This window comes from Flavobacterium ponti, assembly GCF_042652765.1.
GTDB lineage: Bacteria > Bacteroidota > Bacteroidia > Flavobacteriales > Flavobacteriaceae > Flavobacterium > Flavobacterium ponti.
In genome coordinates this window covers 65397-83510 of the sequence record NZ_JBHSGW010000025.1, presented here as the reverse complement: position 1 = coordinate 83510, position 18114 = coordinate 65397, and the positions used below count along the sequence as shown (strand labels likewise).

Below are 18114 nucleotides of genomic sequence, written 5' to 3'. Positions count from 1 at the left end.
GTAAATTTTGAAATAAAAAATGACAATACTGTAAAATTGTAATTAACATTTCATTTACTTTTGTATAACAAATTTAAAATTTAAGAATATGAAAAAATTACTTTTATCTGCAGTTATGCTATTCGGAATAGCAATTAGCGCAAACGCTCAAGACATTTCGAAAAATGCTTTAGGTCTTAGATTAGGTGACAATGATGGTTTTGGAGGTGAAATTTCATACCAAAGAGGTTTATCAGGTAACAACCGTTTAGAATTAGATTTAGGATTTAGAAATAGTAAAGATGTTGATGCATTTAAACTAGCTGGTTTATACCAATGGGTTTGGAACATTGAAGGTGGTTTCAACTGGTATGCTGGTGTTGGTGGAGGAATTGGAAGCTGGAGTTATGACAGAAGAATTGGTAACGATAGATATAAAGATAGTGGAACTATTTTATTTGTAGCTGGAGATTTAGGTATAGAATATAACTTCGATGAAGCTCCAATTCAACTTTCATTAGACATTAGACCAGAATTGTATTTCAATTCAGATGACTATAGAGAAGATAATTTTGGACCAGACATTGCATTAGGTATCAGATATAGATTTAATTAATTTTAAATCAAACCAAAAAAAAACCACTCAATTTGAGTGGTTTTTTTATACTTTTAATTATACTTTTTCTGTATACTTATCAATAGCTTGTTGATATACTTCTTCATACATTGGAACAATGTTTAAAATATCAAATCGAGAAGCTACTTCTTTTGCATTTATTTTAAATTGTTTTAGTTTGACTTCATCACTTAAAATAGAAATAGCATTTTTACTCATTGCATTAACATCTCCAACATCGCTCAAATAACCTGAATAACCTTCAATGTTTACTTCAGGTAAACCTCCAGAATTACTTGATATTACTGGAACTCCACAAGCCATTGCTTCTAAAGCAGCTAATCCAAAACTTTCGGTTTCAGATGGTAATAAAAATAAATCAGAATAACATAAAATTTTATCAATTTCAGAACTGTTTCCAAAGAATACAACTTTATCATAAATTCCTAGAGAATAACATAAATCTTCTGCCATTTGTTTTTCTGGGCCTTCACCAACCATCATTAATTTGGCCGGAATTTCCTTCTGAATGTTATAGAAGATTTTCACAATATCATCAATACGCTTTACCTTTCTAAAATTTGAAATATGTGTAATGATTTTTTCATCTTCTTTAGCCATCATACTTCGCTTGCAACTTAAAATCTCTTCAGAAGAAGATTTATTAGGTTCTATAAAGTTTGGTATTACAATAATTTCTTTTTTGATATCAAAAAGACGATAGGTATCATCTCTTAAACTACTGGAAACACTGGTTACAATATCAGATTTATTGATGCTAAAACTAACAGCTGGTTTATAAAAAGGATGATTTCCTACCAAAGTAATATCTGTTCCATGAAGTGTAGTAATCATAGGAATTTTTATTCCTTCGTCTTCTAACATTTTTTTGGCCATGTAACCAGCATAAGCATGAGGAATTGCATAATGTACATGCAAAACATCAATTTTATAAAGTTTAACCATGTCAACTAGTTTGCTAGATAGAGCTAATTCATAAGGTTGATAATGAAATAAAGGATATTCTGGAACATGCACTTCGTGGTAATGCAAATTTTTATTTAAAAGAGCTAAACGTACAGGTTGACTGTAAGTTATAAAATGGATTTCGTGACCTTTTTTGGCTAATTCTAAACCTAATTCGGTAGCGACAACACCACTACCACCAAAAGTTGGGTAACAAACTATAGCGATTTTCATTCTTTTTTTATTTTCTATAAAATTAATACTAATAAAAAGAACTGAAAATAAAAGTTTGTTAAATTATCGTTTTAAGTTAGCTTCATAACAGTTTATCCAATCTTCAACTGACATTTTTTGAACCAATTCTCCAATCAAATCATAAGGAATTTGATCCATTTTTTTGAATCTGACACAACTTTTTCCCATATCTAGTTTGGCTTTACAGTGTTTTGGAAATTCAGTTGTAAACCAGTTAAGTAATTCAGGCTTTGCATAAATTCCCATGTGGTAGAAATTTACACTGTTTTTTTGAGAAGCAAAACTCATAAAAGGTAAAGGCAACTCTGGTGTACAATGATAACCTGCTGGATAAATAGAATGAGGAACAACATAACCAATCATTCCATAAGTCATTTGTTCTTTGAAACCTTTGGGTAAATTTTCATTAATTACTTTGCGTAATTTAGTAATAGCTTCTACTCTATCTTCAGGTAATTCTTGAATATACTGTTCTGGTGTTGTAGCTTTAGATGTCATTTTTTTTTAGATTTTGTAGATTGGTAAACTTTTCGAACTATTTTATTATCTATTAATCTCTAATACTTTCATAAATAATTTTCTGAATATTTTCTCTAATATTAGCTCTTGATAATCTGTTAGCAGCATTTGAATCAGGATACGTTCTGTTCGATAAAAATACATAAACAATTTCTTTTTCTGGATCAGCCCAAGCCATTGTACCTGTAAAACCAGTGTGTCCAAAACTTGTCATTGATAAACAACCACATGTTGGTCCAGCTGTTCCTAATTGAGGTTTATCAAAACCAACTCCTCTTCTATTGTCTTCATCACAAAAATAGCATGTATTAAAAGCATTCATTGTTTTTTCTGAAAAGAATCTGTTGTTTCCATACGTTCCGTTTTGCAAATACATTTGCATCATTTTGGCAACATCTAATGCATTTGAAAATAAACCAGCATGACCCGAAACTCCTCCTTGCATAGCTGCAGCCATATCATGCACATTTCCTTGAACAGTTTGATATCTATAATATTTATCTTCTTCAGTAGGAATGATTTGGTTTAAAGGAAATTTCTCTAAAGGTTTATAAGTAGTATGATTCATTCCCATTAAACTATAAAAATTATTATTGGCTAAAACATCTAATTTCTTTTGTGTTTTAAGCTCTAAATATTCTTTTAATAAAATAAATGAAAAATCACTGTATTTATACTGTTTTGAAGGCAATAACTTACTATTGGCAATAGTGTTTATAATTGTATCGTTGAAGTCTTTTCTTAGGTATAAATTCTCTGCAACTTTGTATGGAAACTCTTTGGATTGTGTTTTTCTATAAAACTTTGCATTAGGATGTTTTGTTTCATCAAGAGTCTTTAAATAAAATGCTTCCCAAGGTTGAAAACGAGCTTGATGAGTCAACATATCTAACAAGGTAGCATCTTCTTTATTAGAACCTTTAAAAACAGGCAACATATTTCCTAATTTTTCATCTAAAGTTATTTCTTCTTTGTCATATACTTGCATTAGATTTGGTAAAGTTGAAAGTATTTTAGTTAAAGAAGCAACATCATATAAATCATCATCTTGAACAGGAATATTATCTGTATAGGTATGATTTCCAAAAGATTTTTGGTAGATAACTTTTCCTCTTCTAGCAATAACAATTTGAGCTCCAGGTGTCATTTTTTGATCAATTGCCATTTTTACAATTGAATCAATTTTAGATAAGTTACTTCCATCAATTCCTTGATTTTCTGGAACATCGAAACCTAAACGTTTCATTTCTTTAGTATCAATTCCTGAATTTACTGTGAAATTGTCATTAATTGAAACCGGAATTCTTCCTTTAGAAGCCGTTGAACCAAAAATAATTTCAGGGACAATTTTCTGCGTAAAATTATTGTTTTGATAAGCCATTATTAAACCTTCTAATGAAGCATAATCTAATGTTGGTGGTAATGAATAGGGTCTTGTGAAAAACGTTAAAATTGTTTTCTTTTGCTTTAAAATTGAATTAATCCAACGAATTTCTTCAAATGTTGGATTGTTTTTCTTCCAAATATTATCTGCTTTATGAAAACCAATAATTACTTTGGTATATTCTTGTAATTTTGCTAAAGTCAATTCTATTGTACTTTCCTTAATTTCGTCAACTTTTGCATATTCATTGAGGTAATTAAGAAAAACATCACTAGAGTCATCTCCTATTTTTACATAAGCTATTTTCTCTGTTTTTAAAGAGGTTATTGGAATAATTTCATCTTTATTTTGTAAAGTTGTAATGGCATTTTCAAACAATTTCTCATTTAAAGCATCATATTCTGATTTATTTAAATCTTCATATAAATTTTCTAATGCAATAGGTTTGTAATGTTTTAAACCTGCTTTAAATTTGTATTTTAAAATCTTTTTTACAGAATAAGCCAAACGTTTTTCAGTTAATGTCTTCTTTTTAAAAGCTTCTTTAAATTTTAATACTGCTTTTGGAACATCTTCAGCAAAAAGTAAAACATCATTTCCTGCTAAAAAAGCAGCTAAATCAATATCTCCAGGTTGTTTGAAGTTACTTGCTCCTTTCATATTCAAAGCATCTGTAAAAATTAGACCATTAAATTTTAAATCATTTTTTAAAATATCAGTAACTACTTTACTAGAAAGCGATGAAGGTAAATTTTCTTGAGATTCCAAACTAGGAACATTTAAATGAGCGACCATAACACTAGCTAATCCTTTTTCAATTAATTTTCTGTAAGGATAAATCTCAACACTATCAATTCTAGCTTTTGAAAAGGCTACAGTTGGCAATGTATGATGTGAATCTGAAGAAGTATCTCCGTGTCCAGGAAAATGCTTAGCCGTAGCAAAAACACCATTTTTTTGAAGTCCATTCATATAAGCCAAAGCTTTGTCTGCAACAATTTCACGCGTTTCTCCAAAAGAACGATTTCCAATAATTGGATTATTTGAATTGGTATTAATATCAACAACTGGAGAAAATGTAAAATTTATACCCAAACGTTTAGATTGTTCGGCCATTTGTTCACCCATTTTTTCAATAAGTGAATTATCTTTAATAGCACCAAGTGTCATGTTCCAAGGATATTTATACGTAGAGTCTAAACGCATACTCAAACCCCATTCTGCGTCAATTCCGACCAACATTGGAACTTTTGATTTGCTTTGGTACCTGTTAGTTAATTCTGCCTGACGAACTGGTCCACCTTGAAAAAAGATTAAACCTCCTATTTTATAATCGGTCACTAATTTGTCTATGCTTCTGTAATGAGCTTCGTCTTTATTAGAATAAGCAGCTACCATAAATAGTTGACCCACTTTTTCTTCAAAAGTCATTTTTTTATAGACACTATCAATCCATCGTTGCTCTTCATAAATATCTTTGACCTCAATTTTTTCTTTTTCAGAAAAATGTATGGGTCTGTTGTAATTAAAAAGGGAAACTAAGACAAATAATAAGACTAAATTATATTTTAACATAGGTATAAATTAAAAATCATCATTAAATAAGACAATAATGATGATTGTATAAGTATCTTTTAGAAAAATCTACTGTGCCAACTCTCATTAGCAGGAACTTCCCAAAAATCTTGCCATTCTTCTATAGTATTGACTAAATTATTGAAAACAATTGTATTTTCAGAAACAGATTTACTTTTGGCTAATTGTTTGAATTCGATTAGTGTTTTGAAAGCAATAAATTCACCTGTTTTATAAGTTACATTCATTTTATCTAACAAGTCGATTTCGTATTTTGCTTCTAAACTTTGAATAAATTGCACCGAACTATCAATAGAACAACCGGTTGCTGCTTGAACATCTTGATTAACAGCTAAAATAATGAAACGATTGTACTTCACTACAAAAGAAGCTTCAAGTGATGTTCCATGAGCAGCCCAATTTTCAACAAATTCTTTAGTAGCTTCAGTTATTTCAGCAACTTCATTATCAGATAACTTTCTGTTGGCTTGATAAATCCATATTTTGGAGTGACCTGGTAAATCTTCGAAAGGAATATACATTTTATTTTTTTGTAATATTTGTTATAATTTTAGTGGTAACAAATCGATTTAACTTCATGTCAAACAACTCAACTTCGTAATAAGTAACATTAACAGCTTCATTTTTTTTAATTACTTTATCAACAATTAAATATGAATTATCAAAATTATCTAGTAAAACTAAATTTGTCAATTTACCGTTAGACTCTTTAATACTAATTGTAAAAAAAGACCCTGTGGTACTAGTTGCGTTAAATGTACCTTCAATAGATAAATCAGTAGAAGTTTCACTTTCATCATCACCATAACCTTCACCTAATTTTAATATAACATCTGGACAAAAAGTAAGCATTTTTAAGGCAATTTGCTCTCCAAATTTTTCCATTTGAGTACTGTTCTCAAAATCTAATTTTTCACTTTCAGAAAACTCATCGATATGATTATTATAAGACTCAAGCATACATAATCCAAAATTTAATTCTAGATCATCACTACTCATAGTGCTCAAATCTAACTTTGTAGAACATTCGCAAGTCTCTTTTGCTATTATATCTTTAACATCTTGAGAAAACATGGAAAATGAACTTAAAACAAAAAATAAAACTGCCTTCTTCATGTTATAAATCTTGAGCGTTAGCAATTAATTCAGCAATGTCTAATACTTTTACTGAACCTTCTTTTTCTTTTACTTTTACTCCATCAGTCATCATCGTATTACAAAATGGACAACCAGCAGCAATAATATCTGGCTTGGTTTCCATAGCATCTTCTGTTCTTTCAATGTTTACTTCTTTGTTTCCTGGTTCAGCATCTTTAAACATTTGTGCTCCACCAGCTCCACAACAAAGTCCATTGGCTTTTGAACGTTTCATTTCAACCAATTCAACATCTAATTTTTCAATTAAATCTCTTGGAGCTTCATAAACGTTGTTAGCTCTTCCTAAATAGCATGGATCGTGAAATGTAATACGTTTTCCTTTAAACTGTCCACCTTCAATAGTTAATCTTCCATCATCTAATAATGATTTAAGAAATTGAGTGTGATGCATAACATCATATTTTCCACCTAATTCAGGATATTCATTTTTAATTGTATTGAAACAGTGAGGACAAGCAGTAACTATTTTTCCAACTTCATAACCATTTAAAACTTCAATGTTCATCATCGCTTGCATTTGGAACAAGAATTCATTTCCTGCTCTTTTTGCAGGATCACCAGTACAACTTTCTTCAGTTCCTAAAACGGCAAAGTCAACTTTTGCACGATTTAAAATTCTAACGAATGCTTTTGTTATTTTTTTAGCTCTATCATCAAAACTTCCAGAACAGCCTACCCAAAATAAAACTTCGGGTTGTTTGCCTTGAGCTAACATTTCTGCCATTGTTGGAACTACTAAATTTTCTGACATATTTTTTATATGTTTAATTGTTTAACTATTGAGTTGTTAAACTGTTTAACTATTTTTCGTGATGTTCGTCGTCAAAAACTTGAATCGTAACTTCTTTTTCTACTAAATCAGTAAATTTTCCTCTATACCTAGTTGCTTTTACCAAATGATTGTCAATCCAGTGGTAGTTTCCTCCACGAGGTTTTCCCATTAACATTCCATGATATTTGAAACCAAATTTTTTCAACCATTCTTCAGTGACTTTTCTATGTTCTTCGGTTCTTGAAGTAAAGAAAAATATAATATGACCTTCATCATACCAACCATTTAATGTTTTCAAAGCATCAGGATAAACAGCTGCTGTTGCCATTCTTTCTGGCTCTTCATTTGGAATATCATCACAGATTGTTCCGTCAATATCAATAAGATAATTTTTTATTCCTTCTGGTAAAATTGGACTTAGTTTTTCACCATTAATCGTTAACTCTTTTAAGTTTTTGTTGATGTCTTCAGTTTTCATTTTTGTTAATTAATTGTTTCAAATTTATATTAACATTTCCAAGTCTCACGTTTATGAAAATATTCTTATTGTTATCTTAATTTTCGTCTTTCCAGTTTAATCTGTCTTGTTGGTTATATTGCCATGGAGCACCATTGTTTTCAATATTAGACATCATAGCATTTAAAGACATTGGAGCAGCACTTTGTTCCATTACTAAGTATCTTCTCATATCGATAATGATAGATAAAGGACTGATATTTACTGGACATTCTTCTACACAAGCGTTACATGATGTACAAGCCCAAAGCTCTTCAGTAGTGATATAATCGTTTAATAACGATTTGTTATCATCTACAAAAATTCCTTTGTTTGCATCTATATTTTTTCCTACTTCTTCTAACCTATCTCTTGTGTCCATCATAATTTTACGAGGAGACAATTTTTTTCCAGTTTGGTTAGCTGGACATGATGAAGTACAACGACCACATTCTGTACAAGTGTATGCATTTAATAATTGTACCCAATTTAAATCTTGTACATCACTAGCTCCAAATTTACCTGGAACAGCATCTGGATTTGCAGGAGCAGCGAACGGATCAACATTTGGATCCATCATTAATTTTACTTCATTAGTTACACTTTCAAGGTTGTCTAATTCTCCTTTTGGATTTAAATCTGCAAAATAAGTATTAGGGAAAGCTAATAAAATATGCAAATGTTTAGAAAAGTATAAATAATTTAAGAATACTAAAATACCTGTAATGTGTAACCACCAAGCAGTTCTTTCTATTACATGTAATGATTCAACAGAAAAATTAGAAAATAATGGAGCAATAAATTGAGAAATTACATTTCCTGAATGATTGGCTTGAAAATGAACATCTGTTGCATTCATTACCAAGAATAATGTCATTAAGACCATTTCAAAATATAAAATGATATTTCCATCACTTTTCGGCCAACCTTTCATTTCTGAATTCCAGAAACGTTTTAATTTAATTGCATTTCTTCTTGCCCAAAAGATAATTACGGCAACTAATACAAGTAAAGCTAATACTTCAAAAGAACCAATTAAGAAATCATAAAAACCACCCAAAAATGAAAATACACGATGAGTTCCAAATAAACCATCGATAATGATTTCTAAAACTTCAATATTAATGATGATAAATCCAGCATATACTATAATGTGAAGAAAACCTGCAATTGGTCTTTTAACCATTTTTGATTGACCAAGAGCTATCATAGCCATATTTTTCCAACGAGCTGAAGGATTGTCTTTTCGGTTTACATCTTTTCCTAATTTAATATTTCGAATCAGTTTTTTTACATTCATGGCAAAATAACCAATTCCAACACATAAAAGGATTGCAAATAAAATATTGTCGATATAATTCATTTTAAATGATGTTTTTTATTCTTTTGATGATTCTTCTTTAGGAGCTATATAAGGTTTCTCTTTTTTTCCAAATAGGGAAACATTTATATATCTTGTTGGATGTAAACGTAAATCTTGTAATAACAATTCTAATTCTTTTGAAGCATCTGTAAAGTTATTATACATTTTATCATCCTTCATTAATTTACCCATTGTTCCATTTCCTGCTTCCATGTCAGCCATTATTTTATCTACTGAAGAAAGCGTTTTTTCAAGGTTTTTAACGGTTTGTCCTAAATTAGCTTTAGCTAAAGAATCTGACATTGCAGCAAAATTAGCTGATGTTTTATCGAAATTAGTAATCGTTGAATTCAGTTTTGTCTTGTTTTCAGCAATCATTTGATTAGCTGATTTTGACAATTGACTAAATTCTGCTAATGTTTTATTTAATTCAGCAAAACTATTTTTAATATTAGCTTGTGTTGAAGCATCTAAAACTTGATTAATATTAGCCAACATTACATTTGCATTATCTAATAATAATTGGATTTTTTTCTCTAAAGGTTCTAATTTTTCGGCAATATTTTCAGTTAACCCTAACTTTCTAGAAGGTTTTAAGAAATCTCCATCATCAATGACACTTTTATCTTCAAGATTTGGAATAATAGCTATTTCTTTTCCTCCTACTAAACCAGAATCATAAATTTCGGCTACACTTGATTTAGAAATTGGAAAATCATTTTGAATCTGAAGTTCAACTAATAATTTTCCATCAGGATTAATTTTGATTTTATTCACCTTACCAATTCTGAAACCATTTAAGGTAACAGGAGCTGAAGGTGCCAAACCTAGAATATTGTCGTATACAACAAAAACATTCTTGTCTGAAGTTAAAAGGTCTTTTCCTTTTAAAAAGCTATATCCCCAAATGAATAACAAAATGGCAGAAATAACTAATATGGCTGTTTTAATTTCTCTTGATAATTTCAAAGTATCTTTTTTAGCAAATTTATTATTAAAAAACTATAAAGCCAAGTTTTATTTCAATGCTTCTGAAATATTTATTTTTTCTCCATTTTTAAATGCAACAATAAAAGCTGAATCAAAACCTTTTTCTTTTGCTTCCACTAAATTCTTCTGAGCTTCAGTATAAGAGTCAGCTTCTTCATAAAAATATTTAAAAATTACAGAACCTTTTTCTTTAGTTACATTTTTTAAACCTTTAAAGTTAGATGGTGTAGTTTCTAAATTTTTACTACTCGCTGAAATTTGTACTTTAAAAACGATTTTATCTTTGTTTGAAGAAGTACTAATTACTTTAGTTTCTTCCTTTTTTACAATTATTTCTTTTGGTTTTTCATCTTCTTTTTCTTCGCTTTTATCCAATGAATTTGAGGAAGAAATGAAATATTCTTTTTTATATTCTAAAATTGAGTTAGCGATAGCTTCTGCTAATTTATTTTGACCTGATTCTGAATTTAGGAATGCTCCTTCTTCTTTATTGGAAACAAAACCCATTTCAATTAAAACTCTTGGCATTGTAATTTTTCTCAATACAAGAAATCCAGCTTCTTTGACACCTCTGTTTTTAAAAGAAGTTTTTTTAGTGAAAGCTTGTTGAACTTTAGCTGCTAATTCTACACTCAACTCACGATATTCTTCTTGGAGAATTGAAATTCCAATAACTGATTCTGGTGAATTAGGGTCAAATCCTTCATATTTAATTTCGTAATTATCCTCTAAAGTAACTACTGAGTTTTCTTTCTTAGCTACTTCTAAGTTTGAAGCATTTCTAGTAATACCCATTACATAAGTTTCATTACCAGAAGCACCGGTGTTCTTATTAGCATTACAGTGCATGGAGACAAATATATTTGCTTTTGATTTGTTTGCAATGTTTGCTCTATCATCTAATTCTACAAAAACATCTTTATTTCTAGTATAAACAACAGTAATATTAGGATCTTTCTCTAAAATATCACCTACTTTTAAAACAGTTTTTAGTGCAATGTTTTTTTCAACGTTTCCGTGATATGTTGCACCATAATCTTTCCCTCCATGTCCAGCATCAAGAACCACTTTAAATTTCGTATTTTGTGCATAACTAATACAAACTAAAAATAGCATTGCTACTGAAAAAAATGATTTGGGATATAAAATTCTCATAATTTGAAAATATTGAATGTTATAATTTTACTAACACTATAATTTTTAAAAAAAATATATGTAAGTTTGACCCTTCAAAAACTAAGCCACATTTATACAAAAATAGCACAAAAGCATTGTATTTAAAGACTATCCATATCGTTTTTTTTTCCATTTTTCTAACAATTGGAACAACTGCATCTTTTTCTCAAGAGATTACTACAAAAGAGACTTTACAAGTTAATGCCAACGAGTTATTAACAATTAAAGACAGTACTGAAGTAGATTCTACCAAGAAAAAGAAAGCAATCCTAGAAGATATAGTCCATCGTAAAGCTAAAGGTTACGAAAAGATAGATCAACGAAAGAAAGAGATGACTTTATATGATGAAGCCGAACTTTACTATCAAGATATCGAATTAAAAGCAGGTATTATTGTGTTAAATTATGAAACTAATGAAGTAAATGCTGGAAGATTAAAAGATTCTCTAGGAAATTATACTCAATATCCTTCTTTTAAACAAGGAGAAAATTTAATTGAACCAGACTCAATTCGATTTAATACAAAATCCAAAAAAGCAATCATTTGGAATTCAAAATCCAAACAAGGAGAGTTAAATTTAAAAGCTGAAGTTTCCAAAAGAGAGAATGATTCGGTTATTTTTATGAAAAATGTTCGTTTCACAACAGCAAAAGATGTGGATGACCCTGAGTATTATTTTTTAGCACGAAAAATTAAGTTTGTTCCAGGAAAAAAAGTAGTGACTGGTTTAACAAATCTCGTAATTGCTGATGTTCCTACTCCAATTGGTGTTCCTTTTGCTTATTTTCCAATGTCTGAAGAAAGTATTTCTGGATTTATTCTTCCCACACCAGGGCAAAATAATTCAAGAGGTTATTTTTTACAAAATGGAGGTTATTATTTTGCACTTAGTAAATTTTATGATTTAGCTATTTTAGGAGATTATTATACCAATGGAAGTTATGGTTTAAGAGCAGAAAGTAGTTATGCTTTACGCTATAAATTTAACGGTAGAGTTAATCTTAGATATGAGAATCAGATTCAAAGTGAAAGAGGTTTTCCTGATTATGTTAAATCTAAACAATATAATATTCAGTGGAATCATAGTCAAGACCCAAAAGCTGCTGCTAATTCAAGATTTTCAGCTTCAGTAAATGTTTCGAGTAGTCAGTATTTTAGAAATTCATTAAATCTTTCAAATATTGGTGCTACTTTAAATAATAATTTATCCTCATCAATATCTTATTCAAAAACAATTCCAACTGTTCCTCAAGTTAATCTTTCGGTTACTGCAACGCATTCTCAAAATACAAATACAGAACAAATTAATATGACATTACCAACATTTCAGGGTAGTGTTGATAGAATATATCCTTTCGCTCCTAAAAATGGTACTAAAAAGGGAATATTTCAAAACATTAATTTACAATATAACTTAAATGCTAAGAATGATATTGTAACGTACGATTCTTTATTTTTTAAACCTCAAATGTTTAAAGATGCAAAAGCTGGGTTTCAACATTCAATACCATTGAGTACTAATTTTAAAGTATTTAAATATTTTAGTGTAAGTGCTAGTACTAGTTTTAATGAAACTTGGGCTTTTAATACAGTCAGAAAATCTTATAACCCAACTGAAAACCAAGTTGTAACAACTCGAGTAAATGAGTTTGGTGCTTTTAGAACATATAATTTCAATTCAAGTTTAGGAACAACCGTTTATGGAACTTTTGATTTTGGAGAAGATAAAAAAATTCAAGCCATAAGACATGTAATACGTCCATCTGTTTCGTATAATTACAGTCCAAGTTTTGATCAATATTATGATACTTATGCAATTGATGCAACTGGAACAACCATGGCTGAATATACTCGTTTTGAGGGTGGAGTTTATGGTGCTCCTGGCTTAAATAAATCCAGCAGTATTGGTTTAGGAATAGGAAATTCATTTGAAGCAAAAGTCAAAAAAATTGATAAAACAACAGGAAAAGAAGAAGTTAAAAAAGTTATGCTTTTAAGTAACTTAAACTTTTCAACAGCTTATAATATAACAGCTGATTCTTTAGCTTTACAACCGCTTTCTGTTAGTGGTGGAACAACTTTATTAAAAGACAAAATGAGTGTCAATTTTGCTACAAATTTAGATCCATATGCTATTGATAATAGTGGCAGAAGAATTAATACATTCAACATTGATAATGGAGGAAGTCTTTTTAGAATGACAAGTGCTAATATGCAAATTAATTATTCATTAACAAGTAGTGGTTCTGATGGAAAAAATAAAAATAAAACACAAAATGAGCTTAATGGTGGAAGGGCAGATGATTTATTTGGTAAAGCAACCGATTTAAATGATAACAGACAAAGTCTTTTTGATAAAGATAAAGATGATAATGACGAAAATAAATCAACTGAATTTTATAACACAAAGTTGCCTTGGGATTTACAATTTGCCTATTCTGTAACCTACAATAACAGTAACAGACAAAGTGAAATTAGTAATAATTCGTTGATGGTTTCAGGAAATGTTGAATTAGCTCCAAGATGGAAGGTTGGTGTTTCAACTGGTTATGATTTTGCTCAAAATGGTGTTACTTTTACACAATTTCGATTTGAAAGAGATTTGGAAAGTTGGAGAATGAGTTTCAATTGGGTTCCTTATGGTCCAAGTGCATATTGGGGCTTCTTCATTGGTATCAGTTCTTCTGTTCTTAGTGATATTAAATGGGATAAAAACCGTGTTCCTGATAGAGTTTTAAGATAAATAATTAAAAAAATAATCATGAAAAAAATAATATTTACTGATAAAGCTCCAGCTCCTATTGGTCCTTATAACCAAGCTGTTTTAGTGGGAAATACTTTATATACTTCTGGTCAAATTGCTATTAATCCTTCAACTGGAGAATTAGTTTTAGATTCCATTGAACAAGAAACGAAGCAAGTCATGGAAAACATGAAAGCCGTTTTAGAAGCTGCTGATATGACTTTTGAAAATGTAATCAAAACTACTATTTTCATTATGAATATGGGAGATTTTGCTAAAATCAATGCTGTTTATGGAACTTATTTTGATGAAAAAACGGCTCCAGCAAGAGAAACAGTTCAAGTAGCTTGTTTGCCAAAAAACGTAAATATTGAAATTTCAATGTTAGCTATAAAATAAAAAAACGTTACAGTTTGAATAATCATACTGTAACGTCTTTTGATATATTTCTAAAGAAATTTAATCTAATTTCTTAGCATTCTTTACTTTTTGGTCTAAAATAGCAATGTCAATTACTTCGCTCATTTTATCCACATAATGGAATGTAAGTCCTTTTAAATACTCTTGATTAATTTCTTCAATATCTCTTTTGTTTTCAGTGCAAAGAATAATTTCTTTAATATTGGCTCTTTTTGCAGCTAATATTTTTTCTTTAATTCCTCCAACAGGTAAAACTCTTCCTCTTAAAGTAATTTCACCAGTCATGGCTAAGTTTTTCTTTATCCTTTTTTGTGTATAAGAAGACACCATAGACGTTAACATCGCAATTCCAGCACTTGGTCCATCTTTTGGAGTTGCCCCTTCTGGAACGTGAATATGGATGTTATAATTTGAAACAACAGAATCTTTAATTCCAAGTAATTCAGAATTTGCTTTAATGTATTCCAAAGCAATAGTTACTGATTCTTTCATTACAGTACCTAGATTACCAGTCATGGTCATTGCTCCTTTTCCTTTAGAAATTAGTGACTCAATGAATAAAATATCACCACCAACAGAAGTCCAAGCTAAACCTGTAACTACTCCAGCTGTATCATTATTTTCGTATTTATCTCTTTCTAATCTAGGTGACTTTAAAACTCTTATAATATCTTCAGCTTTAACTTTAACATTATATTCTTCATCCATTGCGATTGATTTGGCTACATTTCTAACCATTTCAGCAATTTTCTTTTCTAAACCTCTAACACCAGATTCACGAGTGTAACCTACAATGATTTTTTCTAATTCTTTTTTACCAATTGATAAGTGTTTATTAGTTAAACCATGTTCTTTTAACTGTTTTGGCAATAAATGCTTATGTGCTATTTCAATTTTTTCTTCAATAGTATAACCCGACATTTTAATGATTTCCATTCTGTCTTTCAAAGCAGGTTGAATGGTTGATAAACTATTTGAAGTTGCAATAAACATTACTTTAGACAAATCATATCCTAACTCCAAGAAGTTATCATAAAACTCACCATTTTGTTCTGGATCAAGTACTTCTAACAATGCAGAAGAAGGATCTCCAGAATGACTTGAACTTAATTTATCAATTTCATCCAATACAAACACTGGATTAGAAGTTTTTGCTTTTTTAATAGATTGGATAATTCTACCTGGCATTGCACCGATATATGTTTTTCTATGACCACGAATTTCTGCTTCATCACGCAAACCACCTAATGAAATACGAACATATTCACGACCCAATGCTTCAGCAATTGATTTTCCAATAGAAGTTTTTCCAACTCCTGGAGGACCATACAAACATAGAATTGGTGATTTCATATCATTTCTCAGCTTTAAAACAGCCAAATGCTCAATGATGCGTTTTTTTACATCATCTAAGCCAAAATGATCTCTGTCAATGATTTTTTGAGCACGTTTTAAATCAAAATTATCTTTTGAAACCACATTCCAAGGTAGTTCTAAAAATAATTCTAGATAATTTCGCTGAATACCAAAATCAGGAGCATTTGGATTGGTTCTTTGTAATTTAGAAAGTTCCTTTTCAAAATGTTTGGCAACATCTTCATTCCATTTTTTGGTTTTTGCTTTAGTACGCATTTCTTCAATCTCTTGCTCATAAGAAACTCCACCCAATTCTTCTTGAATGGTTTTCATTTGTTGTTGTAAGAAATACTCACGTTGCTGTTGGTCTAAATCAGTTCTTACTTTAGATTGAATATCATTTTTAAGTTCTAATTTTTGCAATTCCAAATTCATGAAACGTAAAGTCTCTAATGCTCTTTCTTTAAGATTCCCAATTTGTAATAAATCTTGTTTCTCCTTCACATTCAAATTCATGTTAGAAGACACAAAATTGATTAAGAATGGATTGCTATCGATATTTTTGATTGCAAAAGTAGCTTCAGAAGGAATATTTGGACTTTCATTTATTATCTCAATGGCTAAATCTTTAATTGAATCAACAATTGTTTTAAATTCTTCATCGTTAGCTTCTGGACGTTTTTCAACTACTTCTTTAATAGTTGCTCTTAAATAAGGCTCTTCTTGCGTGATTTTATCAATTTCAAAACGCTTTTTACCTTGAAGAATTACAGTTGTATTTCCATCAGGCATTTTTAAAACACGCATAATTTGGGCAACTGTACCTACCTTATGAATATCTTTCACAGTAGGTTCCTCAACATCTTCATCAATTTGAGAAACAACACCAATTACTTTTCCATTGGCATTTGCATCATTTAACAATTTTATAGACTTATCTCTTCCAGCAGTAATTGGAATTACAACACCTGGAAATAAAACTGTATTTCGTAGAGGCAGAATAGCTAAATCTTCTGGAAGAGATTCATTATTCATTTCTTCTTCATCTTCTGGAGTCATTAATGGAATTAATTCTGCATCAGATTGAATTTCTTGTAGTGACAAGTTGTCAATAGAAAATATTTTTTGATTCGACATAGTTATATTAGGTCATTTTGTCATTAAACTTCATGTTTTTGAAGCTTCTTTTCAGAATAAATATACTACAAAACACTGAAAATCAAGTATTAAATTTCATATGTAATATTACTTCACTTTATAAAGTCAAGTTTTATGCCATAAAAAAACCGTTTAAAATGAAATAAACGGTTTTTTGTATTTTATAGTATAGTAATTTTTTATGGTAATTCAACATCAAAACTTCCTTGAGTGATTTGATGTGAACTTGTTTGATTAATATCTTCAGCAGTAAAAGTAAATGTTCCTGCAATCCTTGTAGCGGTTAATGAAGTAATTGTTAATGAACCAGAAACTCCTCCATGTAAAGTTCCTCCAACTAGATACTTTCCTCTTACAACATCTGTGGTTGAAAGTAAACCTGTTATTGGATAAGTACCAACAGGTGTTCCTTCATCGATACTAATAGATAAAACATCTCCATTTGATTTTGAAGCAGCAATACTAATAGCATCAGGAAAACCACTTGATGAAACTGCAGCTACATCAATTTGGTTCTCAACAAATTCACTTCCGTCAACATTTGCGAAAAACAAATCTGTTGATGGGTTTCCTCCTGTTAATTGATTAGTAAATGAAACATTATTTATTACTCCTTGAGTAACCTCTTTGGTATTAGTTGGATCAGCTGTGTTATAAGCTGTAAAACTAAACGTTGCAGAAATTTTATTAGTAGTAGTGTTAAATTCAGTAATGGTAACTGAACCAGTAGAGGTATTATTAGATGAGTTTAATGAACTGAAAAAACCATTAGTTCCTAATGTTGCATCAGAATATTGGAAAAAAACAAGGTTACTTGCATTTGTACTTGCTTGAAATGTTCCTACTGATGGATTAATAATTTGTAGTGAGATTATTTTACCTTCAGTTGTTACTCCAAAAACATTTAACTCATTTCCAAGAGATGAATCTGAATATTCTCCCATTGTTTGTGTAGAAACAAAGTTAACTCCATCAATTGAAGCTGTGAAGCTACCTGATTGATTATTATTAGGATTATTTGGGTTGAAAGAGTCTAAATCGATGTTAGGATCTAAAGGTTCCGTTTCACAAGAAACAAAAGAGATAATCGAAAATAAAACGATTAAACTCTTAAAAATTATTGATTTTTTCATTTTTAAATTATTTTTTTTCAAATATATACTTTT

The 18114-nt window shown here is 29.8% G+C and carries 14 protein-coding genes and 1 pseudogene; 3 read left to right on the top strand and 12 right to left on the bottom strand.

Annotation, left to right across the window (positions count from 1 at the left end):
• Positions 1-88: 88 nt before the first annotated feature.
• Positions 89-595, top strand: coding sequence for an outer membrane protein (locus ACFO3U_RS08580; protein WP_379740644.1), 507 nt, complete (start codon positions 89-91; stop codon positions 593-595).
• 57 nt (positions 596-652) lie between these two features.
• Here ACFO3U_RS08580 and bshA read toward each other — a convergent pair whose 3' ends face one another.
• From bshA to ACFO3U_RS08530, 10 genes are all read right to left on the bottom strand, one after another.
• Positions 653-1795: an N-acetyl-alpha-D-glucosaminyl L-malate synthase BshA gene (bshA, locus tag ACFO3U_RS08575; protein WP_379740641.1), complete on the bottom strand. Its 1143-nt coding sequence runs from the start codon at positions 1793-1795 to the stop codon at positions 653-655.
• Positions 1796-1858: 63 nt separating this feature from the next.
• Positions 1859-2314, bottom strand: coding sequence for a DUF1801 domain-containing protein (locus ACFO3U_RS08570; RefSeq protein WP_379740638.1), 456 nt, complete (start codon positions 2312-2314; stop codon positions 1859-1861).
• Positions 2315-2366: 52 nt separating this feature from the next.
• On the bottom strand, positions 2367-5294 hold the full coding sequence (locus tag ACFO3U_RS08565) for a glycoside hydrolase family 3 N-terminal domain-containing protein (protein WP_379740634.1): 2928 nt from the start codon (positions 5292-5294) through the stop codon (positions 2367-2369).
• A 59-nt stretch (positions 5295-5353) separates the two neighbouring features.
• The gene (locus ACFO3U_RS08560; RefSeq protein ID WP_379740631.1) at positions 5354-5836 is read right to left on the bottom strand and encodes an ABC transporter ATPase; all 483 of its coding nucleotides are present in this window, start codon (positions 5834-5836) and stop codon (positions 5354-5356) included.
• A 1-nt stretch (position 5837) separates the two neighbouring features.
• Positions 5838-6431 carry a hypothetical protein gene (locus ACFO3U_RS08555; protein ID WP_379740628.1) on the bottom strand — a complete coding sequence of 198 codons (594 nt, stop codon included), beginning with the start codon at positions 6429-6431 and terminating at the stop codon, positions 5838-5840.
• A gap of 1 nt (position 6432) precedes the next feature.
• Positions 6433-7224, bottom strand: a complete 792-nt coding sequence (locus ACFO3U_RS08550; RefSeq protein ID WP_379740625.1) for a (Fe-S)-binding protein — start codon at positions 7222-7224, stop codon at positions 6433-6435.
• A gap of 49 nt (positions 7225-7273) precedes the next feature.
• A complete protein-coding gene (locus ACFO3U_RS08545) occupies positions 7274-7723 on the bottom strand; it encodes an LNS2 domain-containing protein (protein WP_379740622.1) in 450 nt (149 codons plus the stop codon).
• Between the two features lie 76 nt (positions 7724-7799).
• Positions 7800-9104, bottom strand: a complete 1305-nt coding sequence (locus tag ACFO3U_RS08540; protein WP_379740619.1) for a 4Fe-4S dicluster domain-containing protein — start codon at positions 9102-9104, stop codon at positions 7800-7802.
• Between the two features lie 15 nt (positions 9105-9119).
• The gene (locus ACFO3U_RS08535) at positions 9120-10073 is read right to left on the bottom strand and encodes an MlaD family protein (protein ID WP_379740616.1); all 954 of its coding nucleotides are present in this window, start codon (positions 10071-10073) and stop codon (positions 9120-9122) included.
• Positions 10074-10121: 48 nt separating this feature from the next.
• Entirely contained in the window at positions 10122-11249 is a 1128-nt protein-coding gene (locus ACFO3U_RS08530; protein ID WP_379740613.1) for an N-acetylmuramoyl-L-alanine amidase family protein, read from the bottom strand.
• A 102-nt stretch (positions 11250-11351) separates the two neighbouring features.
• On the opposite strand from ACFO3U_RS08530, the pseudogene ACFO3U_RS08525 reads away from it, so the two are divergent.
• Positions 11352-14014: pseudogene (locus tag ACFO3U_RS08525) on the top strand (putative LPS assembly protein LptD).
• Positions 14015-14032: 18 nt separating this feature from the next.
• Positions 14033-14413, top strand: coding sequence for a RidA family protein (locus tag ACFO3U_RS08520; RefSeq protein ID WP_379740610.1), 381 nt, complete (start codon positions 14033-14035; stop codon positions 14411-14413).
• A 60-nt stretch (positions 14414-14473) separates the two neighbouring features.
• Here ACFO3U_RS08520 and lon read toward each other — a convergent pair whose 3' ends face one another.
• Both lon and ACFO3U_RS08510 read right to left on the bottom strand, forming a co-directional pair.
• Positions 14474-16927, bottom strand: a complete 2454-nt coding sequence (gene lon, locus ACFO3U_RS08515; protein ID WP_379740607.1) for an endopeptidase La — start codon at positions 16925-16927, stop codon at positions 14474-14476.
• Between the two features lie 200 nt (positions 16928-17127).
• Complete coding sequence (locus ACFO3U_RS08510; protein ID WP_379740604.1) at positions 17128-18081, bottom strand: DUF6252 domain-containing protein; 954 nt, start codon at positions 18079-18081, stop codon at positions 17128-17130.
• Between the last annotated feature and the right edge of the window lie 33 nt (positions 18082-18114).